This is a genomic window from Aneurinibacillus thermoaerophilus (genome assembly GCF_019603355.1).
GTDB lineage: Bacteria > Bacillota > Bacilli > Aneurinibacillales > Aneurinibacillaceae > Aneurinibacillus > Aneurinibacillus thermoaerophilus.
In genome coordinates this window covers 587283-609416 of sequence record NZ_CP080764.1, presented here as the reverse complement: position 1 = coordinate 609416, position 22134 = coordinate 587283, and the positions used below count along the sequence as shown (strand labels likewise).

The following is a 22134-nucleotide window of genomic DNA, read 5'->3' as shown; positions in this document are numbered from 1 at the left end:
TGAAAAATGGTTTTTCCAAAAAGATTGGACTCCCGTCCGCCTGTCCGAGTGTTTGCGTAAGTGGGCAGCGGACGGTGAATTTTTCCAACGCACAGATGGGTTTCTTTGGAAAGGAAAAATACTTGCCGAAACCGGCGGCTTCACCTGGCTCGTCTTTCCGTGGGAAAACGCGGAAAGCCATATTGCCACCGAATACGAGAATCTATACGCTGAACTGAAAAGCGTCTTCGCCGCAGCATATGACGAAATTTTCGTCACGGACGGGGAAGGATATACCGTCCGGGTGAACGGTGCCTGTGAACGTAACTACGGGCTTAAAGCTGAGCAAATGGTAGGAAAACACGTGACGGAGCTAGTCGCGGGAGGCATTTTCTCCCCTTCTGCGACACTCGATGTGATCGCGCAGCGCAAACAAATCAATCTCGTGCAACAAACACTGAACGGACGCAAGCTGCTCGTGACAGCTACCCCTGTTTTTACGCAAGATGGAAAGCTCATCCGCGTAGTAAGCAACTCGCGCGATATTACCGAACTTTTGCACCTGCGTGAACAGCTTGACCAGCTGCAAGAACGTGTGGAAACATACGAAGAAACGCTAAAACAGCATGAAGAAGCATCAGGTATGATATTGTCCGTGCGCAGCCCGGCGATGCTTAAGGTACTGTCCAAAATCGAAAAAGTGGCAAAAGTGGACAGCACCGTGCTTTTTCTCGGGGAGTCTGGAGTCGGTAAGACGCACCTTGCCCGTTATTTGCACAATATGAGCCCGCGCAAACACGCTCCTTTTCTTTCTGTGAACTGTAGCGCATTTCCCGAAGCACTGATTGAATCAGAACTATTCGGCTATGAGCGTGGCGCATTTTCCGGCGCACATGAAAAAGGGAAAAAAGGGCTGTTCGAAGCGGCGAACGGCGGGACGCTATTTCTGGATGAAATCGGGGAACTTCCACTGCCAATGCAAGCCAAACTGCTCAATGTCCTGCAAGAAAAGCAATTTTTCCGCATCGGTGGCACCACCCCAATTCAAGTGGACGTACGTATTATCGCAGCCACGAACCAGGACTTGAAAAAGAAGGTGGAAGAAAAAACGTTTCGCAACGATTTATACTATCGGCTTAATGTCATTCCCATCACGATCCCTCCTCTCAGGGAGCGAAAAGAAGACATCGTGCCGCTAGCCATACAGTTTCTCGAAGAATTTAAAGATATGTACGGCATTGAAAAAAAACTCAGCCATGCAGCCGCAGAAGAGTTACGGCGCGCCAATTGGCCGGGTAATATCCGGGAATTGCACAATTTTCTCGAACGGCTCGTAGTCACGATCGACGAAGATACCATTACAACCAAACATATTGCAACTGCGCTTCGAGATGAAGATGAAACAATGACAGAGCAAGAACATGAAAACCTCTCGCTCAAAAAAAGGCTGGAATTGTACGAAGGGCAAATTATCCGACGTATGTACGAAGAGTGCGGCAGCACTTACAAGCTGGCGGAAAAACTCGGCATCAGCCAATCGAGCGCCATGCGCAAAGTCAACAAATATGTAAAGGAACTGTGACATGCTGGTAACGTTATACGGGACGCAAACTTCGGAGACAATGGATATTCATCTCGATCACCCGCATACCGTCGGCGCCATCCTTGAAATCTTGCTTACGATTCATCCCTGGTTCTTCCAAGCGCTACCGCCTGGAAGAGACAAATCAACGCTGGCAGAAGCATTGTTAATTAGGGATGCGGACAATACCGCTCTTACCGTCGACGATATCGTTACAAATGATACCAAACTTGAAATCCAGTTTCATAATACGATATAATGCTGAGGGACCCCTGTTTTGCGTAAAACAGGGGTTTTTAGATATAGAAATTCACCGAATCAATCCAACCGACGCAAAGAATGCACGGTATGTTCAACGATATTATATATATCGCCAATGTTATCTTCGTTAATTTTGCGTCCAAAATCAAGCGTAACGGTGTTGCGGTACAAGGCAGGTTCATCGAGCTCTAAAGGCTCGTACCGAAAAGCTAGTTCCTGCATGATAAGCGGACGATGCGACCATATAGCGTTGAGTTCTTCCTCAATTCTTCTGCACCGCGCTATATCTGTTATTTCCATAACGAATTGGACGCGCAGCGTACAGCCAAACTTCCGGCCTTCGCTTTCGGGAAGCTCAAGAATCTCCCCCACCAGATCCGCCGCATCAGCAGACAAGATCAGAAGCGCTGTCGTTCCTTTTTCTGCCTTCTTATGTCGCTCACTGAAGCCAATTGTGTACGTGCGGGACATGGAGGCCAACTCCACGGTATCGCTGCGGGAAGTAACCAGAATTTCGCCCGCAAAATCGAAATCGTATATCGCGCCCTCAAGCGCTACTTTTATGTTTTCGTATATAGTCGGATCAAACCCTCATTCTCCCCTATACTTGCTTCTGTCTAAGCTTTCTCGCTTTGCGCCGCGCTTCGTCTTCCACAGCATTTTTGGCGGCGAGAGCATCGTAATCCACCTTCCACTTCCCGCGCGCTGTTTGGACAATGGCAGTAATAATCGCCCCAAAGAAAACAACCAGAATGATGACACCTGTAATAAACATCATAATCATACTGGGGCTAGAGAACATAGCCAAAAGTAACCACTCCTCTCCTAATGACGAAAAACTATATCAACGCCTAAGGCGCGTACGTTCGCCTTATTTATTATACCTTATCCCCTGCTTTATATAGAGTATTTTTGCTTCGAAACAAAAATCAGTGACCGCTAAACAACGCGGACGGAGCTAGGATGCCATCAGTGGTATAAACTCCAATTCGCAACCCCTTCACACATTGAGAATCTCTCGTCTAAATTGGAGCCCTCTTCAATGACTCTGGTGTGGAAATCACTTGCATCGCCAACATCAAGTCTTCCACACGACGTGCCATCGCATTACTGCAAACAAAATCTTACTCTGCCAGCGTAGCGAATAGAGGTCATAATTATATATGCACTATACTGGTAGAATGTCTAAATGCAAAGGGCAGCCCAGATAAACAGGTCATAATTATATATGCACTATACTGGTAGCTTAAGGTAATAAGAAAACACACGAATTTTTCGCTGACTTAGCTTCGCGTCCCCATCCACATAGATGAGATCAGCATGAGTTTCATTGTCAAAACGTTAGCGCTACCCTTTGTATTGTTCATCATGTATTCGTTAATAATAAAAAAAATCCTAAAAAAAATGATAAAGGGGGAAGATTCATAACGATGAAAATGAGTCAGCTCTGGCGGAAGAAAGCCCGTAAATCAAAGCAATGGCTTTCACAGGAGAAGGCAGCGATATCCTCTATCCCCTTGCAACCCTTGCACACTTCGCTAGAAAAAAACGTTCAGGACATTACGGAACAATTGGGCCAAAATACGGATTTCACTTCGCACCACCTGATTTGCGCAGGAAGGCGCGTCGCTTTATTTTTCTTTCAAAGTCTTGTAGATATCCAACATCTAAGTGAATACGTCATCCTTCCCTTACAGGAGCGTTGGGACAAAGATGCAAGCGAAAAGGGACTGCTTTTATCCGAAGAAAAAGCGAAACATGAGCTTCTGCAAATAATCCAGCGACAAATCGTGGCCACCACAGAAACACAACGGATCATGGACTGGCAAGCTGCTATTCAACAAATGCTGGATGGAAAAGCACTGTTAATTGTTGACGGGGAAGCCACGGGGCTCGCGGTTGGAGTAGAAAGGGTAGAAAAGCGGAATATTGCAAATCCCGATACAGAACAAAGCGTGATCGGACCGAAAGAAAGCTTTATAGAGGATTTGGATACCAATATTACGCTAATCCGCCAACGTCTGCGTGATCCCAAATTAACTATCGAAGTCATTAATATAACAAAGCGGGGAAAACACAAGGTTTGTATATTCTATCTAGAAGATGTGGCTAATCCGAGTATCATAGAAGAAGTGAAAAGGCGCCTGTTTGCTATCGACACAGATATCATACAAGGACAAATGCATCTACAGGAATTAATCGAAGACAATTCGTTTTCTTTATTTCCCGAGCTGCGTCCGACAGAACGGCCAGACGTCGTCTGCTCCTACTTGTTGGAAGGGAACGTGGTGGTCATGACGGGGAACTCGTCTCACGCACTCATTCTTCCTATCACATTTTTCCAGCTGCTGGACACGGTTGATGATTACTACAGCAGTTGGCAGTACGCGACCCTAATCCGCTTTGTTCGAATGCTTGCCCTCCTGTTCAGTATCGTAATTCCAGGATTGTACCTTTCGTTAACCGCCTTTAACCCTGAGCTGATTCCCACACGACTGGTTATCTCTATGGACGCTGCTCGAACAAAGGTAGCTCTACCGATTTTAATGGAAATATTTGTAATGGAAATCATGATTGAAATTCTTCGGGAAGCCGGAGTAAAACTGCCCAAACCAATTGGACAGGCCGTCAGTATCATCGGGGGCTTGGTCATCGGAGAAGCGGCCGTCAACGCCAATCTGGTGAGCCCCGTTACCATCGTGATTATCGCGCTCACCACGATCTCGTCCTTTACAGCCCCTGTCTACTTACTGGGCATCACATATCGAATTTTACGCTTCTTCGTGCTTTTTTGTAGCAGCATTCTAGGACTCTACGGCTTGATATTGGGGTTGTTTTTCATTCACGCTCATACGGCCCGACTTGTCTCGTTTGGAGTGCCCTATCTGGCCCCTCTCTCTCCTCTTCGCATAGCGGATTGGAAAGATACACTGGTACGTTTTCCGTTTAAAAAGCTTACAAAACGCCCCTCATTTCTTAACCCGTTGCAAAGAAGTAAAAGTAAGCCTTTGCCAATGATATCTAGAAAACAACACAAAAAGGAGAACAAACGATAATCAAGCAGCGTCTTGAAGAATCACCGCTGTCAATGAACCATGTTTACTTTTCCAAGGAATTATCACTCATTCGAGAAGGAAGGAAAATGTACGCAAAAGCTGAGTAAAAGAAGCAATTTCCATAAAGAAGGGTGATATTAATTATGATGAGTGGAAATGAAGTTCGTCCAAGCTTAACCCCTGTTCAACTTGTGTTCCTCATATTCGGCGTCATTATCGGTACCGGTTTTATCACGCTACCTCGAGGGGTGATGGAAAAAGCGCGAGAAGACGCATGGCTGACTATCATATTAGCGATAGGCTTCTGCTTTTTCTCGCTATGGTTAATTTTACGGATCGCTCGCGTCTTTCCAGGGGACACGGTAATTGAATACAATGTAAAACTTTTCGGCCGTACGGTCGGACTGTTGTTTAACCTATCGCTTGCAGGGTACTACTTATTTTTCACTATTACCGGAATCCGAGTCATGGCGGAAGTAGTGAGATCAGAAATGCTGCCATTTACCCCCATTGAAGTCATCATTGGCAGCATGCTACTCATCCTTCTTTATTCCTCATGGGACGGCCTCATGCCAATCGTCCGGATACATGAATCAGGAATCCCCAGTTCTATCTTTATGTTGGTGTTCTTTTTGATGTTAGCTTATTTGGAAGCTGATTGGTATGAACTACGGGTACCTTTTTTGGACGGAATGACCTCTGTCATTCAATCGTTACCGAATACGGTGTACTCCTTTCTGGGCTATGAAATTTTATTTCTGTATTACCCGTTTATTGCCAAGAAAGAGAAAGCGTATCTGCACACCGCTATCGGCATTGGAGTGTCCGGCATCTTTTATATCTTCGTCGTGTTGGGTGCATTAGTTACGCTTGGACCGGATGTGACCATAGCTCAAACATACCCTGTCATTACGATGGCAAAAACTATTGAAATTGTCAGACAATTTATAGAACGAGCCGAACTATTGCTGATTATCTTATGGCTCCCTTTAGCGTATACCACCCATCTAGTCACTTTTTTCTCAACAGCTTTTGCATTGAACCGCACGTTTCCGCGTATTTCGTTGCGATGGTGGATGGTGTTATCGCTTCCGTTAATCTTCGTCTTGTCCCTCGTTCCGGAAAATTTGATCGAAATGGAGGGTTGGCTGAATGTGGTAGGGGCTATCGGTTTGTTCCTTCTCATCGGCTATCCACTACTTCTCCTCACCTGTGTATTTGTACGACGAAAACTGGGGCTCCTTCCCTCTCCCGAACAAAAAGGTGATAGCGTATGAAAAAATGGAAGAGAAGTTTTATATCAGCAATTACACTCATAAGTTTTGCTGCCATTCTTCTAACAGGATGTTGGGATTATAGGGAATTGGAAAGGCGAGCGATCATCGTAGGACTTGGTATTGAGGAACTCCCCCCGGAACGCTTTGCAGGAAAGGAAATGCGTATGTATCAAGTTATCGTGCAGGTAGTAGAAGCGGCCAGTGCAAGTGGTCAGATGGGAATGGGGACGCAGACAGGACAACAACCAAAAGGCTATACCAACTTTATCTTTAAAACTCCGTCCATTGCGAACGGAATTGAGCAAATCACCACGCAAAGCGATCGCTTCCCCATTTTATCTCATCTGCAAATGATTGCTGTAGGAGAAAAAGTATCCGAGAAAGGGCTCAATGAACTATTTGACTTTTTCTCCCGCTTTCCCCAAATGCGTCGTCACACCGAGATAATTATGACAACAGGCCCGATTACTGAGTACTTCACAATACCGAGCGTGTCGGAACCAACTCCCTCTCTGCATATTGCAGAGATCACAGACAGCGTTCAAAAAACATTGATCATGCCTGAATCCAATTTGGGTACCGTGAGCAAGAGCGTTCGGAGCAACACACCTTTCTTTTTACTTACAGCCTCTATAAACAAAAGAAAGCAAATTGTCATTAATCAAGCGACTGTCTTTCAGAACTTCAAGAAGATGGGCATATTGTCCAAAAACGACATCCAAAACCTTTCCATACTACACGGCGAGATCGAAAGAGGGGTATTGAACTTTCCTTGCTACGCTGGAAAAAAAGTAGGATTGCAAATTCTCAAGGGAAAAAATAACATCCGTCCTACCATGAAAAACAATAGACCCCACATTACGTTTCAGATTGAGTTGGACACCGAGCTAATGGAATATCAATGTCTTGGCGCCTCCTTCGATAAACCGAACCAGCTTGAACGGGCTGAGCGTATTTATTCAGATATTCTGGAAAAACGATTGCACAAGACTATAGAAACACTCAAAAAGAAGTACAAAGCCGATGTGTTTCGGTTGACTACAAGGCTCAAAAACCACCCTGATATGTATAAACAGATACGTAAACAGCCGAAAACATTTTTTGAGCAATTGACTATCGACGTAAATGTAGACTTAAAAATCCGCAACATTGGAGATTCACTCAAGACTCCTCATTATAAGTTGAAGAAATGAACGTACATGGCTTTTCAGCCGCAACCCTGACACAAAAATCAGGAGATCAGTCTTTCTCAACAGGAGTATACCTGAAATATAAAGTATTTTGTCATTTCTTGAAGATAAAAAGTGGAATTTGACGAACGATTTTTGTTTCATTGCTAATTTTAAACAGGTAAAATTAATAGTAAGAACCTCGCAACATACCTCTGGCTAGTCTTCAGTTGACTCCCTTTGTTGGTGCGTCCTTGCGCACCATCTTTTTTATGCGTAAAAAAGAAAAACTCGCGGGTATTGCCTACGAGCCAGCCTGTAGACAAAGTTCCGCAAGGAACAGGAGCTACAGGCTGAGACGTTTTTTACATGCCTTTCGCTTTTACAAATACACGTACAATTTGCTCTGTTTGTTTTTCAAGCAATACCGTGGCCCGCCCCATCGCTTCTTCCACGGAAAGCGGGCCATCAACCAAACTGAAAGCGGCGGTAAGCCCGCGTCCGTAAAGGGGCGAAATATCCCCGTCGATGCCGCCAACAACAGCAATCACCGGAATGCCGCGCCCGGCGCAAACCGCACATACGCCCGCCACTACTTTTCCGCCCGCTGTCTGGGCATCCAGGCGCCCCTCGCCAGTCAGAACGGCAGTTATTGAATGCTCGTCCAGCAAGCGTTCCAGTCCAAGCATCTCGCTAACAATAGCAAATCCCGGACGAATTTCCGCGCCAAGCAAACCGCACAGCCCGGCCGCCGTTCCGCCCGCCGCCCCAGCTCCCGGCATATCGTGTACAGCGACACCCGTCTTGTGCCTTATCTGATCCGCCCAGACAGTCAGCGCTTCCCCCAGTTCACGTATCGCTTCTTTGTCCGCTCCTTTTTGCGGGCCAAATACATAGGCCGCTCCCTGCGGTCCAAGCAGTGGGTTCGTCACATCGCACGCGAGACGGAATTTTGCCTGCTTTATGCCCTCATCGACCCGTGAATCGTCAATGTGCGCTAATTCCCGCAAATAGACGCCTCCGCGCGGCAACTCCTCTCCGCAATGGTCAAGCAACCGAAACCCCAATGCTTGGAGAATTCCAGCCCCTCCATCTACAGTAGCGCTTCCACCAAGGCAAATAATAAATGAAGCGATCCCTCGTTCCATTGCTCGCATGATTAATTGTCCGGTGCCAAACGTAGACGCAAGCCTCGGATTTAATTCTTCCTTTTTGAGGAGCGTGAGGCCAGATGCGGTCGCCAATTCTACAATCGCCGTTTTTCCATCTCCCGTTACACCATAATATCCGCATATTGGCCTACCTAACGGATCTTCGATCATCGTCTCGTATATTGTCCCTTTGGTTGCTTTCACCAAATGTTCGAGCGTGCCTTCTCCACCATCCGATAGCGGAAGTGTAAAAGTGCGAGCCGAAGGCCTTGCTTTAAGTACGCCCCTTCTCATCGCTTCAGCCGCTTCTTTTGCTGAAACACTTCCTTTAAATGAATCCGGTGCCAGCAAAAATTTCATTGTACTTTCCTCTCCCTATTTTTTCTCCGTCTATTCCTTCGCGTCCCACTTGTTCTTTTCCTCTATGATGGCTTCCTATTTAAAAAGTTTTTGAAACCTTTTTTCCTGTTTTCCGTATGTAAGTACTTGTTCAAAACATTTCAGTATAGGGGGGTTCAAAGAAGCACAATGGAGCAACAAGCACTCATAGCTATCGGGATTTTCCTTGTTACATATGGTCTTATTATTTCTGAAAAAATCCATCGGACGATCGTAGCCATGCTGGGCGGTGCTCTCATGGTCGCCCTAGGCATTGTCAATCAGGAAACCGCCATTCACCACATTGATTTCAATACGCTTGGTCTGTTGACCGGAATGATGATTATCGTCGCTATTACAGCGCAAACCGGACTGTTTAAATTTATCGCGATCTGGGCGGCGAAAAAAGTAAACGGCGACCCGATAAAAATTCTTATCGCATTAAGTATTATTACGGCCGTTGGTGCGGCGTTTCTTGATAATGTGACGACGGTATTGCTTATGGTACCTGTTACATTCAGTATTACTCGACAGCTTAGAATCTCGCCTATTCCTTACTTAATCGCGGAAATTTTTACCGCCAATATCGGTGGAACGGCGACAATGATCGGCGATCCGCCAAACATTATGATCGGAAGCGCGGTAAAAGAATTGACATTTGTCGCATTTATCAATAATTTGGCTCTTATTTCCGCATTCATTCTTATTGTAACTGTTGCGATTCTCGCTTTGCTGTACCGCAAACAAATCCAGACAACCGAAGAATTAAAAGCCGGCCTGATGGATATGCGAGAACAGGACGAGATCACAGATCCGGCCCTTTTAAAAAAATGTCTGGCTATTCTCACTTTGACAATCGCAGGATTTTTCGTGCATCAGATTGTTCATATCGAATCCGCTACTATTGCGCTGCTTGGTGCATTTATTCTGTTACTGCTGACAGGCGAACATTATCTCGAAGACGCATTAACAAAGGTCGAATGGACAACCATCTTCTTCTTTGTTGGCCTGTTTGTGCTCGTTTCTGGACTGGTAGAGACGGGAGTTATTGCCCAATTAGCAAATAAAGCGATCGAACTTACAAAAGGAGATCTGGTAGCAACGTCCTTACTCATTCTCTGGATGAGCGCGATCGCTTCCGCATTCGTGGATAACATTCCGTTCGTTGCCACCATGATTCCGATGATTCAGGAGATGGGAAGAATGGGTGTTAGCGATCTGGAGCCGCTCTGGTGGAGTCTCGCCCTCGGTGCGTGCCTAGGTGGGAACGGTTCACTTATCGGTGCCAGTGCCAATTTGATTGTAGCGGGGATGGCTTCTAAAGAGGGATACCACATTTCTTTCCTTAAATTCCTGTGGATTGGCTTTCCGCTGATGATTTTATCCATCATTATTTCAACTGTATATATTTACGTACGCTATCTTATGTAAAAAGGAGAAAGCGCTATGATCAGTTACCAGTATGATACAAATGCCCTGACAATTGAAGAGCAGAAGAATGAACTTGACACCGAATTTATTCTTAAGGTAAAGGACGTAGATGGAATTATCCCTTCGTTACGCAAAGTGCGCGCATTTTTTGACCAAGACAAAGTGTACACGGATGTTATTTTCTACCCGCATCCTAACCATGAGTACCAGATCATTGTCCGACAAGACTACTACATTGATTTCCTGCTTGCCCTATTCAAAAACAAGATTATCCATACTTTGGAATGGAGCTAAGCCCACTTCGCCATATTCTCAGGCCGAAAAGGAAATTCGGCCTGTTTTTATTTCCTCTTGTATCACGCTTCTTTGCTTATCATAATAGAATATGAATAAATTTCTTAAATTTCTATCCCCTTTGCAAAAAAATTGTCATTCATATATATAATTATAATTAAGGGGAAAACGATTCGTATCCTCTTCTAAACCTTTTTCTGTAATTTTCCATAAAATCCACCATTTTTATCGTTTAAATTTTCTAACAAATAGGGTATAATAAAAAACATACTAATTTAAGAAGGAGGACAAAGCATGAGGATGTATGTTTGTTTATCGTGCCTGCAGGTCAAACATGGCGACTCACATCGTGTAGACATGAACATTTGTGAAACCTGCTCCTCTGATCTTTCAACCATCGAGGAAGACCCACAGCTTTGTTCCAGTCCCCCTTCCCTTTGCATCATAAATGAAATGACCGTACAAAATGAAGATTATTCTGATAACGATGAAAGCCCTTCAGCGTTTTGCTGATGGGCTATTTTTCTTTATCTCTTCATATGATAAAATGCAAACAAACAATACATACTGAGGTGTATAATGAGTTCTATTCGTCGATCGATCCCAAACAGTTTTACGTTAAGTAATCTTGTATGTGGAATTTTTTCGCTTACTTTTTCTATGAATGGATATTATAAAATGGCTGCCCTCTTAATTTTATTGGCTGCACTATGCGACGTATTTGACGGCAAACTGGCGCGTATGCTGAAAGTGGACAGCCCTATGGGAGTCGAACTGGATTCCCTAGCTGATATTGTTAGCTTCGGAGTAGCGCCCGCAATTTTGATTCATACCATGCATACACCTTCTCCCCTGCTAACCATCGCTTTTATCGCATTTCCGATTGCTGGCGCCTGGCGGCTCGGTCGTTTCAACATTAAACCTACTGTCGGCTATTATATGGGTGTACCCATTACATTGGCCGGACTCATTCTTGCTGTATTGGCGCTTTTTTCTTTTTCCAGTCCCCTGCTTATGCTTATCCTCGCCGTTTTAATGGTGAGCCCCATCCGTATTCCAAAACTATAACCTCCCCCCGTTCACGGGGTTTTTTTATTTTTCTATAAATTAAAATTATATAATAAATTTTATCGAAAAATAATCAGAAAATAATTACTTCGTATAAAAACCTGTCAATTTGAGAAAATATACTATATAATCGAATTATGAAAGCGTTTCCTTAATATGATTTTTATTATATATAAAATTTTCTGGGAGGTTCTATGAAGCAAAAACAACATCATGAACTCCATCGTGGCCTTGAAGAACGTCATATTGCGTTAATGTCCTTGGGCGCAGCCATCGGGGTTGGCCTATTTCTCGGTTCTTCTTCTGCCATTAAATTGGCAGGCCCTGCAATTCTGCTCGCGTACGCTTTGGCCGGAGCCGGAATGTTTATCATTATGCGGGCGCTTGGTGAGATGGCTATCCAAAACCCGGTAGCCGGTTCGTTCAGCCGCTACGCGCGCGATTATCTCGGGCCCATAGCAGGGTATCTAACCGGTTGGAACTATTGGTTCCTCTGGGTCGTAACTTGTATGGCTGAGATTACGGCTGTCGGCGTATACATGCAGTTTTGGTTCCCGAATACTGATCAATGGGTATGGGCGCTTGCTGCGCTTGTCATTATGGCCGCAGTCAACCTGATCGCCGTAAAAGCTTACGGTGAGCTTGAATTTTGGTTTGCGCTTATTAAGATCGTCACCATTATTCTCATGATTATTGTCGGCCTCGGTATGGTTATCTTTGGAATCGGGAATGGCGGTGTTGCAACCGGCATTAGCAATCTCTGGTCACACGGCGGCTTCCTGCCAAACGGGATCAATGGTGTGCTCATGTCCATGCAAATGGTGCTGTTCGCATTCCTTGGAATTGAAATGATCGGTGTAACTGCGGGAGAGGTCAAAAACCCGGAAAAGTCGCTCGCCCGTGCTATTGATTCTGTGTTCTGGCGCATTTTGCTCTTCTATGTCGGAGCATTGTTTGTCATCTTGTCCATTTATCCATGGGATGAAATTGGCACAAAAGGTAGCCCGTTCGTCATGACATTTGACAAGCTCGGTATCCCTTACGCAGCGGGCATTATCAACTTTGTTGTATTAACTGCTGCGCTCTCATCCTGCAACAGCGGGATTTTCAGCACGGGCCGCATGCTTTTCAACTTAGCACAGCAAGGTGAAGCGCCACAGAAATTCAAGAACATCAGCCGCAGCGGTGTGCCGAACATCGCGATTCTCGCTTCCGCGGGAGCGTTGCTCATTGGCGTCACACTAAACTATATCGTACCAGAAAAAGTATTCCAGTGGGTGACAAGCATCGGCACATTCGGGGCAATTTGGACGTGGGCTATCATTCTGCTGGCGCAAATCCGCTACCGCAAAAGCCTAAGCGTGGAACAAGTGCAAAATCTGAAGTACAAAATGCCCCTGTTCCCGTTCAGTTCCTATGTAACGCTAGCGTTTCTTATCAGTGTTGTCGGATTGATGGCCTATTTCCCTGATACTCGCATTGCTCTAATCGTGGGACCTGCCTGGTACTTGATTCTTATTATTTTCTATTTCGCAAAAGGTCTGCACAAGCGGAAAATAACCAAACAAGCAAAAGAAGAAGAAAATCATAAACAAAGCGTGAAACCGTCTTATCAACGATAAAAATATGCGCGGCTTGCCTGTACAACGGACAAGCCGCTTTTTTACTCTCGCTTTTAGCGATTATACTTCTACCGCTTCTTCCGTAAACGGCCACGCTGGCAGCATTTTACGCAGCGGTTTATCCTGACGGTAGCCAAGCGCATATTCCGCTTGCATAATCGTATGAATCTCGCGCGTCCCCTCATAGATCACCGGCGCTTTCGCGTTACGCATAAAACGCTCGACCGGATATTCGTTTGAATAGCCATATGCGCCATGAATTTGCACTGCGTCGCACGCCGCCTCAAACGCCGCATCACATGCATGCCACTTGGCAAGCGACGTCTCCCGCGTATTGCGCTTGCCCTGATTTTTCAGCCACCCGGCACGGTACACAAGCAAACGCGACGTCTCAAGACCATCTACCATTTTTGCAATCATCTGCTGCACCAGTTGGTGTTTTCCGATTTCTTTGCCAAACGTGCCACGTTCATGGCAATATTTCAAGCTTTCTTCAAGGCACGCCTGAATCAGGCCGCACGCACCCGCAGCCACTGTAAAACGTCCGTTGTCCAGCGCAGACATGGCAATCTTGAATCCTTCCCCTTCTTCTCCCAGCAAATTCTCCGCCGGGACGCGCATATTATCGAAGAAAATCTCGCCCGTATTCCCTGCACGAATGCCAAGTTTTCCTTTGATCGCTTTCGATGCAAAACCCTCAAACGTACGCTCAACAATAAAGCAGCTAATGCCTCTATGCTTTTTCGACTTATCCGTGTATGCAAATACGAGAAAATGATCAGCGATATCGCATAGGGAAATCCATGTCTTCTGCCCGTTCAGAATATAATAATCGCCGTCACGCACTGCTGTTGTCTGCATTGCCGCCACATCGGAGCCTGCATTCGGCTCTGTCAATCCAAAGGCCCCGATCTTTTCACCTTTCGCCTGTGGAACCAAATATTTTTGTTTCTGTTCCTCGCTTCCCCACTGCAATAAGGTCATGCTATTCAGCCCCGTATGAACGGATACGGCCGTCCGAAACGCAGTATCGCCCCGTTCCAGCTCCTCGCATACGATTGCCAGTGTATTGTAATCCATCCCGCTTCCACCATATTCTTCCGGAATGCAAACTCCCATCAGGTCGAGATCAGCCAGCCGCGTCATAATGCTACGCTCGAAATGGCCTTTCGCATCCCATTCTTGAATATAGGGCTTAATTTCCTTATCCACGAAGCTACGTACCATTTTACGTACAGCTTCTTGTTCTTCTGTTAAGGCAAAATTCATCATCTTCTTATTCGCTCCTTTATTTACATTTTAAATAATTTTGTCCTGAAACCACTCATCAATTTGTTCTTCCGTAAATCCGTGCGCAAGTAAAATTTCCTTTGTATGCTCACCCACAAGAGGCGGATGGCGCCGAATAGACACAGGAGTCCGCGACAATTTCAACGGACTTCCCACCATCGAAACTTTTCCTGCTGTTGGATGCGATATTTCCACTTTCATCTTCCTTGCCTGTACCTGTGGATCTTCAAACAGCTGCGCCAGATTATAAATTGGGGCATTCGGTACACCAACATCTGTCAAACGTACCAGCCATTCCGAAGCAGGACGTTTTTTAAACTCTTCCTGCAACAGTTCACAGATTTCCTCTCGGTGTACAAGCCGAGCGGAATTGGTCGCAAACTTGGGATCACGGCTCCATTCTTCTTTGCCAAGTAGCACGCACAGTCTGCGAAATTGCTGATCATTACCTACCGCCACTACCATCTCCATATCGGATGCTGCAAAAGTCTGGTACGGTACAATATTCGGATGCTGGTTTCCATATCTTTTTGGAATCTGTCCCGATACAAGGTAATTGCTCGCCACATTAACAAGTAGGGAAATCTGCGAATCAAATAGCGCAAGATCAATCATCTGTCCCATACCAGAATGATCGCGTTCACGCAGTGCAGCGAGAATACCGATAGCCGCATACAACCCTGTAGCGACATCCGCGATAGCGACACCAACCTTCATCGGCCCGGTTTCTTCGCTCCCAGTAATGCTCATCATACCGCCCATCGCCTGCACAATGTAATCATATCCCGGCACATGTTTGTACGGACCGGTTTGTCCAAACCCGCTGATAGACACATAAATCAGGCGCGGATTAAGTTCTGCCATCGTCTCGTAGCCAAGTCCCCATTTTTCCATCGTGCCTGTCTTGAAATTATTGATGACTACGTCCGCATCTTTAAGTAGTTCACGCAGAATGTCGCGCGCTTTCAAATTCTTCAGGTCTAGCGTCAGCGCCCGCTTATTGCGGTTAGTACACAAATAATAAGCGCTTTCTCCCCCGATATTTGGTGGACCCCACCCGCGCGTCTCATCGCTTCCACCGGGCGCTTCAATTTTAATGACATCAGCTCCCAAGTCGCCAAGAATCATTGTGCAATAAGGCCCTGCCAGAACACGGGTTAAATCAATCACTTTAATACCATCTAGTGCTCCTCGGCTGTAAGGCTCAAAAGAATCGGCCACATCTTCCCGATTTGACGACGATGTAATCATGCTTTCCCTCCTTTTTATGTCATGGATGAGCAAAAAAAGCCAGTGCAATCCCCATGGCAAAAAGCATTCACGTAAGGGGCGCGACTGGCTGGTTTGCCTGTGAACTCATTTCTGGTAGGAAAGAGGACAGACATAAACAGTCTAATATTTTAAATATTCATTATAATACAATTATACTATATATTTTATATTTTCAGCTAACAAATTCTGTGTAAAAAACATGTCTTTTTTGTTTATTCTTCTTCAAACGGTAGCTTTTCCGGAGCAAGGCACAACAGTCCGCTGTTCCTAGTAAGTTCCTACTTTGGCGGCTGACATATCCCCCTTATAACCATTGACTGATTTCTTCGGCTATGCATTCCGCATAAAGCGCATGTCCAGCTGGCGTAGGATGGACACCATCATCATCTCCGCTATTCTCAATAGTACGCAACACCTCTGCGAGACTTCCGCCATTGTGTACATATTTTTTCCAATACATAGCAATATCAGCTAAAGAAATCTTCATGCTTTTCGCTATCTGGCGGATTATCTCATTATATTCCTCAATCCAGGCCATTACTCCTTTCGGATGCAAGTACCATTCCTCTGGATGGCGACGATAATAATAAGCGTGTTTATCTCCGGCAATAACAGGATTAATGGTACAAAGAACCGGTTTGCATCCAATTTCTTGGAGCTTTGTAATCATAATTCTAAGATTTTTTCGATATACCGGCTTCTCTACATTTCGAACGTCTGAGGCTACCGCATAGTGATCATTCATACCAAACGCTACAATACAAATATCCGGTCGAAAACGCAAAACATCTTCTTCCATACGCGCCAATCCCTGGGTAGATGTATTTCCTGGTACACCGGCATTTTTCGTTTTAAAACCGAACATTTCTCCCAGTTTAACAAGATATGTATCTTCTGGTTGTACAAAAGCTCCAGCCATGATACTGTCGCCAAAACCGATAAGCAATTTGTCTGTCATCCCATATTCCTCCTTGTCACGCACTCTATCCATACCAAGCGCAATTTTCCATTTTATTTATGATAACTATATTGAGTATACACAGCACCGGGATATTCATAATAATATTATCGCTCTACTGCTTATGCAAACGCCATCACACTTACCAGGCTTTTTTCTACAGATACAAAAAAGAAGGCTGTGTCGTTGATACAACCTTCTTTCCCCTCTTTCGCTTAACAGAATTTCAAATGGTGCACTCGTCCTGTATTTCCGCAAGAGCGATCCAATTGTTTATAGATAATCCACCTAAGTCAAATGAAAAATCCACACGCCATTCAATACGTGTTCTTTTTAGAAAAATACGTACGTTGACATATTCTGTCCATTCTCTGATAATGACGTCTCATGCGCCATTGCGTCATCCTCCTACGTATTTTTTTCAGCATCGATAACACCATAATTTATAACTTTCTTGTTGTTTTATGTACATCTAACCTGGTGACAGAAACCAGAGGCCCTAATTAATATTTATTGTATATCTGTCTGCTCCAGATGGTATTTGCTGAATAAAACTAACGTTCTGTCCAAAAGAATTAAGGGAAAGGCCACTAGCCGAACCTATTACTTTTCCTTCTTCATTATAAAAGGTAATGTCTATTTTTAATACCTTATCATCATTTTTAACTTCCTCTTTATTTCTAACGTCTTCTTTTTTAACAACTTGATTATCTAACAATTTGATATAACTTCCCAAAACATAGCCCGTTATATCTTTGTATTTAATCTGGTACCATCCGTTAACTTTGCTTAGAACCGACACAGCCGTTCCATTCTTCAACACTCCGATGATCTTATAGTTCGTCCCTGCGCCAGCCCTTATATTGAGGCCTGTTTTTACATTAACAACTACTCCCACTTTCTGTGTTGTGGCAGCTTCTGCTTTCCAAGCAACAGGAGTTGTAGCAAATGTAACGGTTAGCATCATGAATAATAACCATTTCATTTTTTTCATCTCATTACTCCTCCTTCTATATCCATCTGTATTTTTCTAAATTATCTGGTCTTTTTATTATTAACTTTATAATTCCAAATCTTCGCAAAAATCTTCAAATCCCCTCCTGCTAAAATTGAATTTTTTCATAGTTTTACTACTCTTGGTGTCTTAACAGCACGTATACTAGCATACTAAAACCCTGAAGATATAAAAATACAACCAAATTCATGAAATCTAACCAATTTTAGCAATACTAAGTGACTATATAACTTTTAGTAAAAATTTATATAGTATAGGTATTTAGCATGGTAGAAGCCAACTTTTTTCTTACAATCTCTCTTGGCTGATTACGTACTATAAAAAAATACTTTACGCATCATACAAAATGTTACTTTCTGATTTGATAGCAACGATCGATGCTAAATCCGCTTCTTCATCATCTATGAAACCTCTTCTCGCAAAATGCATCGCACAATTCCAATCAGCAATATGCTTACAATAATATCTAAAAGTAAGGTTCCTGTATGAAGACCTCTATGACGTAAAGTGAATTTTGTTGTTATGGGAATTAGGTACGATATGTCTCATAAATTGAACAAGTAAGGATAATAAAAATTATGTAGTATGGTTGTCTATACAATAATAGGCCGAATACCTATGTAGTATCGATAAATTGGATGGTATGTCCTATGACTAAAAACATTGGTATGAAATGTTTATAAACAAAGGAAAGGGAAGCCAACTTTTTCTCATTCTAATTGCAACGATTCACAATGTCTTTTTGTAACTTCTTGCAATCACTCTCGTATAAAAGAATGTAAGCTCCTTTATCCCTTATTTCCCTCCCGAATAATCGGGAGGGACTTTTTTATATTATCGTCTCCGGTTTTTACAAAGTTATATCACTTTTTCCGCTTCTTGTGTTTTTTCTATAACCGGAAGTTGAATGATAAAAGTTGTACCCGCTATCGGCGTACTTGCCAAGGATATTTCCCCCTTATGACTTTTAACTAGCTGTTTCACAATAGCCAAGCCGATTCCGGAATGCCCAGGTTTTGTTGAAAATCCATACTCAAAAATTTTCTTCTGCAAATCAGCTGGAATAATAGGACGAAAATTTGTGACACTAATATACACCATATTTGCATGGACAGCTGTATGTAAATGAATTTCCGGGCTCTTGTACCCATCTTCACGAATAGCGTCGGCGGCATTATCAATCAAATTCCCGATCAGCTGGTTCATTTCAATACTTGTCATTGTCGTATTAATTAAGTTTGTTTGCAAATCTAACACAAGTTGTATACCTTCACGGGCCAATTCAGATGTTTTGGCTTGGAGTAAAGCGGAAAGCCCAGCATTATCTTTAATTAAAATTTTGCTGATTGTTACAGTTTGCTTAGCCAGTTCGCGTAAGTATTCTTCGGCTTTTTCGTATTGTTTTTGATACAGTAAGAGAGAAAGGACTTGAATATGATTTGCAAAGTCATGTCGCTGCGCGCGAATAGAGGTAAACAGTGAAGTTACATTCTCTGTATACTCTTGCTGAATTTTTAATTTGAACTCGTTTCGGTCCGCCCGCATGATTTCTCGCATTAGGAATAGAAAAATCACTTGAAAGATTAGCATGATTAAAATATCCTTGCTTTTTGTGATGGTTCCGGTGCTATTTAATTCAGCCCCAACCATCCCTATTACATAAAAAAGAACAGCTAAAAAATAATAAATCATCGTTTGAGAGCGGGGCGGCTTTTGGAGTGATTCCTTTGCGAATAATGAAAATTTTATTTTCTCTAAAAAGAATAAGAGCGCTAATAACAAGACGAGATTACCCCAGATCACGAACAGAAAAGCCGTATGTTCTCTCAGGGTTTGATAGTCCATTCCGGTAATGAGCATACCGAATTGGAACGATACTAATTCAATGGCTTGTAATACCAGCAAGGAAAAACATAACGAAATAAAAACTCTAAAAAAAGGCAAACCAAAAAACATCATCATGATAACCAGGGCGAAAATCAACTGTAAAAATGCCCGTAATACCATATCCGTGTCCGCTAACTGAATCAACTCATTTGTACATGCGATCAAAACAGAAGCGACAATGTAACGGGTAGTAGGCGGCCTCTGTCCGCACAAGGTAAGAACCAAGGCGATTAATAATAACATTTCAGGAATGGAATAAAAAATAAAAATAATAAAGTCCATTTGTTACAACCCTTATTTTCATTTAGTGTCTTTTTATTATTATTTTATAAGTATACCATGTGTCTTCGTCTCGCTATATACGTTTCAAAAAAGTAACCCGACAAAAATGATTATTGGACGAATCGGTTGCCTTATACGTTAAAATTTCTGACCAAGATTTCTAGAAAATAGAGACATGTCATTGCCCTTGGTATAATCGCTGAATAAAATTGAACCGTTTTTTCAACTTTCGCCAGGTAAGACTGAACCCTTTTCTATCAAAAGTAGTGATATATATTATAATAATTGGTATAATTGTAAAGAGGAGGTATCCTATATTATGGAAATCATTTATAAATACAACGAGCCAGTTAAAGCCGAAGATGTTGTACAGGTCTTTAAAAAGAGCGGGATAACACGTCCAATCGAACAAAAAGAGCGGATTCAGAAAATGTTAGACCACGCAAATATTATTTTGACCGCCTGGGATAACAATAAGTTGGTTGGGATTGCTCGTGCCTTAACAGATTTCAGTTATTGTTGTTATCTTTCTGATTTGGCTGTCGATAAAGATTATCAAAAGAATGGAATCGGTAAGGAACTGATAAAGAGGATAAGAAAAGTCATCGGTGAAGAGGTGGCTCTTATCCTACTATCTGCACCCAATGCAATGGATTATTACCCAAAGGTTGGATTCGAGAAGGTCGATAACGGGTTTATTATTCGACGTAAACGTTAGGCGTGCTGTTAAACGGTTAATTGAAGCTGAACAGTATATTGATAAAAACAATCAAAAATAGGTCTTTCCATACGTTACGTATACCCTTGTTTTATAGCCATTATCTTTTAACTGTTTCATAAAACCTTGTCTAATACCATACGGCATTTCTACTTCAACATTAGGGCTATTAAGGTAACCCAATTTTCTTATTTGACTCATCCATTTTTCATCAGATGTTGCCCTTTTATTCTTTTATTTTATATTTATGATACTATAGAATTAAAAAAAACAAATTTTTCCTATTCAAACTCAAAAGGAAGATTCGTTTTTATGAACATAATGAAAATCAAAGAGATAGCTAATAAACTAAACATTTCCCCAAGAGCTATTCGCTTTTATGAAGAAAAAGGGTTAATCTCTCCTGTTAAGCAGGAGCACAATCAATATCGTACTTTTACCGAGAAAGAGATATGGCGACTGCAAACCATCCTATCATTACGGGAAGCAGGAATGACCATTGAAGACATAAAAAAAGCCTTAGCAGAGGTAGATAAAGAAGATAAGGAGGAACTCCTGTATTATCTTGAACTCCAACGTTCAGTCATGTTTTCACAATGGTTAGAATTAAAGCAAATTCTCGAAACAACAGACCAGATGATTGGATTGATGAAACAACAACAATCTCTTGACTTACATAATATTTTCGAGCTTGCAGAAGGGTCAAAAAGACTTAGGGAATCAAGAAAGAATTGGTATGATAAATGGAATTTTGACCATAAAGCAAGTAGCCACGATGAATATGTACGGAACAATAATGACGAATATCAAAATTATGAAGAAGCCCTTGATATGATCGTTCAATGGGTCTCGCCACAACAAAACGAATGGGGGTTAGACATTGGAACTGGAACGGGAAACTTAGCAGGTAAATTCTTAACCAGGAACATTAAGATGGCAGCAATAGACCAATCAAAAGAAATGTTGAAGCAATGTCGGCGGAAATTCCCGAATATGGAAACGAAACTTGGAAATTTCCTTGCCATCCCTTACCTTGATGAAGATTTTGATTTTGTAGTAACCAGCTTTGCCTTCCACCATCTTACCCACGAACAAAAAAAATTAGCTTTAACTGAAATGCGTAGAGTATTAAAACCACATGGGAGAATTTGTATTGCGGATTTGATGTTTGAAAACAGGAAAAAACAAGTCGAGTATCTGCAAGATTTGTCCGAAAAAGGTATGAATAATACTGTTAAAGCCATTCAGGATGAATACTACTCCATTCTAACTGATTTACTTGAATGGTTCGACAAAAATAGATACATTACCAAATACCATCAAATTAATGACTTCCTTTATATTGTTTATGCGGTACCCATCTAACAATCATTGTTCTTGACCTTCTCGTTACGTAAACCTTTATGATTCAAAGTGTACGAACATAAAGGGTTGGAGGAATTTA

19 protein-coding genes are annotated in these 22134 nt (G+C 42.9%); 11 read left to right on the top strand and 8 right to left on the bottom strand.

The window, feature by feature from the left end; translation table 11 throughout:
- Positions 1 to 181 precede the first annotated feature (181 nt).
- Complete coding sequence (locus K3F53_RS03275) at positions 182 to 1561, top strand: sigma-54 interaction domain-containing protein (protein ID WP_408863336.1); 1380 nt, start codon at positions 182 to 184, stop codon at positions 1559 to 1561.
- 1 nt (position 1562) lies between these two features.
- The gene (locus tag K3F53_RS03270; protein ID WP_057899825.1) at positions 1563 to 1820 is read left to right on the top strand and encodes a hypothetical protein; all 258 of its coding nucleotides are present in this window, start codon (positions 1563 to 1565) and stop codon (positions 1818 to 1820) included.
- Between the two features lie 59 nt (positions 1821 to 1879).
- Here the strand turns inward: K3F53_RS03270 and K3F53_RS03265 are convergent, their stop codons facing one another.
- Together K3F53_RS03265 and K3F53_RS03260 are read right to left on the bottom strand one after the other, a co-directional pair.
- The gene (locus K3F53_RS03265) at positions 1880 to 2293 is read right to left on the bottom strand and encodes a hypothetical protein (RefSeq protein ID WP_220559334.1); all 414 of its coding nucleotides are present in this window, start codon (positions 2291 to 2293) and stop codon (positions 1880 to 1882) included.
- Between the two features lie 130 nt (positions 2294 to 2423).
- On the bottom strand, positions 2424 to 2630 hold the full coding sequence (locus K3F53_RS03260) for a hypothetical protein (protein ID WP_220559333.1): 207 nt from the start codon (positions 2628 to 2630) through the stop codon (positions 2424 to 2426).
- Positions 2631 to 3252: 622 nt separating this feature from the next.
- Here K3F53_RS03260 and K3F53_RS03255 point away from each other — a divergent pair.
- The 3 genes from K3F53_RS03255 (at position 3253) to K3F53_RS03245 (ending at position 7348) form a co-directional block, all read left to right on the top strand.
- A complete protein-coding gene (locus tag K3F53_RS03255) occupies positions 3253 to 4878 on the top strand; it encodes a spore germination protein (protein ID WP_057899828.1) in 1626 nt (541 codons plus the stop codon).
- A 143-nt stretch (positions 4879 to 5021) separates the two neighbouring features.
- Positions 5022 to 6155 carry a GerAB/ArcD/ProY family transporter gene (locus K3F53_RS03250; RefSeq protein ID WP_057899829.1) on the top strand — a complete coding sequence of 378 codons (1134 nt, stop codon included), beginning with the start codon at positions 5022 to 5024 and terminating at the stop codon, positions 6153 to 6155.
- Complete coding sequence (locus K3F53_RS03245; protein ID WP_057899830.1) at positions 6152 to 7348, top strand: Ger(x)C family spore germination protein; 1197 nt, start codon at positions 6152 to 6154, stop codon at positions 7346 to 7348. Before K3F53_RS03250 ends, K3F53_RS03245 begins: the two co-directional genes overlap by 4 nt.
- 341 nt (positions 7349 to 7689) lie before the next feature.
- Here the strand turns inward: K3F53_RS03245 and K3F53_RS03240 are convergent, their stop codons facing one another.
- Positions 7690 to 8835 carry a glycerate kinase gene (locus K3F53_RS03240; protein ID WP_057899831.1) on the bottom strand — a complete coding sequence of 382 codons (1146 nt, stop codon included), beginning with the start codon at positions 8833 to 8835 and terminating at the stop codon, positions 7690 to 7692.
- 168 nt (positions 8836 to 9003) lie between these two features.
- Here K3F53_RS03240 and K3F53_RS03235 point away from each other — a divergent pair, with 168 nt between their 5' ends.
- From K3F53_RS03235 to K3F53_RS03220, 4 genes are all read left to right on the top strand, one after another.
- The gene (locus K3F53_RS03235; protein ID WP_220559332.1) at positions 9004 to 10284 is read left to right on the top strand and encodes an ArsB/NhaD family transporter; all 1281 of its coding nucleotides are present in this window, start codon (positions 9004 to 9006) and stop codon (positions 10282 to 10284) included.
- 15 nt (positions 10285 to 10299) lie between these two features.
- Positions 10300 to 10578 (top strand): hypothetical protein, encoded by a 279-nt coding sequence (locus K3F53_RS03230; protein WP_057899833.1) that lies wholly within the window; start codon positions 10300 to 10302, stop codon positions 10576 to 10578.
- Between the two features lie 576 nt (positions 10579 to 11154).
- Entirely contained in the window at positions 11155 to 11646 is a 492-nt protein-coding gene (gene pssA / locus K3F53_RS03225) for a CDP-diacylglycerol--serine O-phosphatidyltransferase (protein WP_057899834.1), read from the top strand.
- 194 nt (positions 11647 to 11840) lie between these two features.
- Complete coding sequence (locus K3F53_RS03220) at positions 11841 to 13268, top strand: amino acid permease (RefSeq protein WP_057899835.1); 1428 nt, start codon at positions 11841 to 11843, stop codon at positions 13266 to 13268.
- Positions 13269 to 13328: 60 nt separating this feature from the next.
- Here K3F53_RS03220 and K3F53_RS03215 read toward each other — a convergent pair whose 3' ends face one another.
- The 5 genes from K3F53_RS03215 to K3F53_RS03195 form a co-directional block, all read right to left on the bottom strand.
- Positions 13329 to 14537 carry an acyl-CoA dehydrogenase family protein gene (locus tag K3F53_RS03215; RefSeq protein ID WP_057900427.1) on the bottom strand — a complete coding sequence of 403 codons (1209 nt, stop codon included), beginning with the start codon at positions 14535 to 14537 and terminating at the stop codon, positions 13329 to 13331.
- Between the two features lie 30 nt (positions 14538 to 14567).
- A complete protein-coding gene (locus K3F53_RS03210; protein WP_057899836.1) occupies positions 14568 to 15809 on the bottom strand; it encodes a CaiB/BaiF CoA transferase family protein in 1242 nt (413 codons plus the stop codon).
- Between the two features lie 325 nt (positions 15810 to 16134).
- Entirely contained in the window at positions 16135 to 16788 is a 654-nt protein-coding gene (locus K3F53_RS03205; protein WP_057899837.1) for an SGNH/GDSL hydrolase family protein, read from the bottom strand.
- Between the two features lie 499 nt (positions 16789 to 17287).
- Positions 17288 to 17782: an SH3 domain-containing protein gene (locus K3F53_RS03200; protein ID WP_057899838.1), complete on the bottom strand. Its 495-nt coding sequence runs from the start codon at positions 17780 to 17782 to the stop codon at positions 17288 to 17290.
- A gap of 879 nt (positions 17783 to 18661) precedes the next feature.
- Positions 18662 to 19972, bottom strand: coding sequence for a sensor histidine kinase (locus tag K3F53_RS03195; protein ID WP_057899839.1), 1311 nt, complete (start codon positions 19970 to 19972; stop codon positions 18662 to 18664).
- 319 nt (positions 19973 to 20291) lie between these two features.
- On the opposite strand from K3F53_RS03195, the gene K3F53_RS03190 reads away from it, so the two are divergent.
- Together K3F53_RS03190 and K3F53_RS03185 are read left to right on the top strand one after the other, a co-directional pair.
- The gene (locus K3F53_RS03190; RefSeq protein WP_057899840.1) at positions 20292 to 20690 is read left to right on the top strand and encodes a GNAT family N-acetyltransferase; all 399 of its coding nucleotides are present in this window, start codon (positions 20292 to 20294) and stop codon (positions 20688 to 20690) included.
- 321 nt (positions 20691 to 21011) lie between these two features.
- A complete protein-coding gene (locus K3F53_RS03185; protein WP_220560751.1) occupies positions 21012 to 22055 on the top strand; it encodes a MerR family transcriptional regulator in 1044 nt (347 codons plus the stop codon).
- Positions 22056 to 22134: the final 79 nt, after the last annotated feature.

Bases quoted from the DNA above. Each gene is read 5' to 3' on its own strand.
- K3F53_RS03270 (WP_057899825.1), top strand. From the start codon at position 1,563: ATGCTGGTAACGTTATACGGGACGCAAACTTCGGAGACAATGGATATT.
- K3F53_RS03265 (WP_220559334.1), bottom strand. From the start codon at position 2,293: ATGTCCCGCACGTACACAATTGGCTTCAGTGAGCGACATAAGAAGGCA.
- K3F53_RS03255 (WP_057899828.1), top strand. From the start codon at position 3,253: ATGAAAATGAGTCAGCTCTGGCGGAAGAAAGCCCGTAAATCAAAGCAA.
- K3F53_RS03250 (WP_057899829.1), top strand. From the start codon at position 5,022: ATGATGAGTGGAAATGAAGTTCGTCCAAGCTTAACCCCTGTTCAACTT.
- K3F53_RS03245 (WP_057899830.1), top strand. From the start codon at position 6,152: ATGAAAAAATGGAAGAGAAGTTTTATATCAGCAATTACACTCATAAGT.
- K3F53_RS03240 (WP_057899831.1), bottom strand. From the start codon at position 8,835: ATGAAATTTTTGCTGGCACCGGATTCATTTAAAGGAAGTGTTTCAGCA.
- K3F53_RS03235 (WP_220559332.1), top strand. From the start codon at position 9,004: ATGGAGCAACAAGCACTCATAGCTATCGGGATTTTCCTTGTTACATAT.
- K3F53_RS03230 (WP_057899833.1), top strand. From the start codon at position 10,300: ATGATCAGTTACCAGTATGATACAAATGCCCTGACAATTGAAGAGCAG.
- K3F53_RS03220 (WP_057899835.1), top strand. From the start codon at position 11,841: ATGAAGCAAAAACAACATCATGAACTCCATCGTGGCCTTGAAGAACGT.
- K3F53_RS03215 (WP_057900427.1), bottom strand. From the start codon at position 14,537: ATGAATTTTGCCTTAACAGAAGAACAAGAAGCTGTACGTAAAATGGTA.
- K3F53_RS03210 (WP_057899836.1), bottom strand. From the start codon at position 15,809: ATGATTACATCGTCGTCAAATCGGGAAGATGTGGCCGATTCTTTTGAG.
- K3F53_RS03205 (WP_057899837.1), bottom strand. From the start codon at position 16,788: ATGACAGACAAATTGCTTATCGGTTTTGGCGACAGTATCATGGCTGGA.
- K3F53_RS03200 (WP_057899838.1), bottom strand. From the start codon at position 17,782: ATGAAAAAAATGAAATGGTTATTATTCATGATGCTAACCGTTACATTT.
- K3F53_RS03195 (WP_057899839.1), bottom strand. From the start codon at position 19,972: ATGGACTTTATTATTTTTATTTTTTATTCCATTCCTGAAATGTTATTA.
- K3F53_RS03190 (WP_057899840.1), top strand. From the start codon at position 20,292: ATGGAAATCATTTATAAATACAACGAGCCAGTTAAAGCCGAAGATGTT.
- K3F53_RS03185 (WP_220560751.1), top strand. From the start codon at position 21,012: ATGAAAATCAAAGAGATAGCTAATAAACTAAACATTTCCCCAAGAGCT.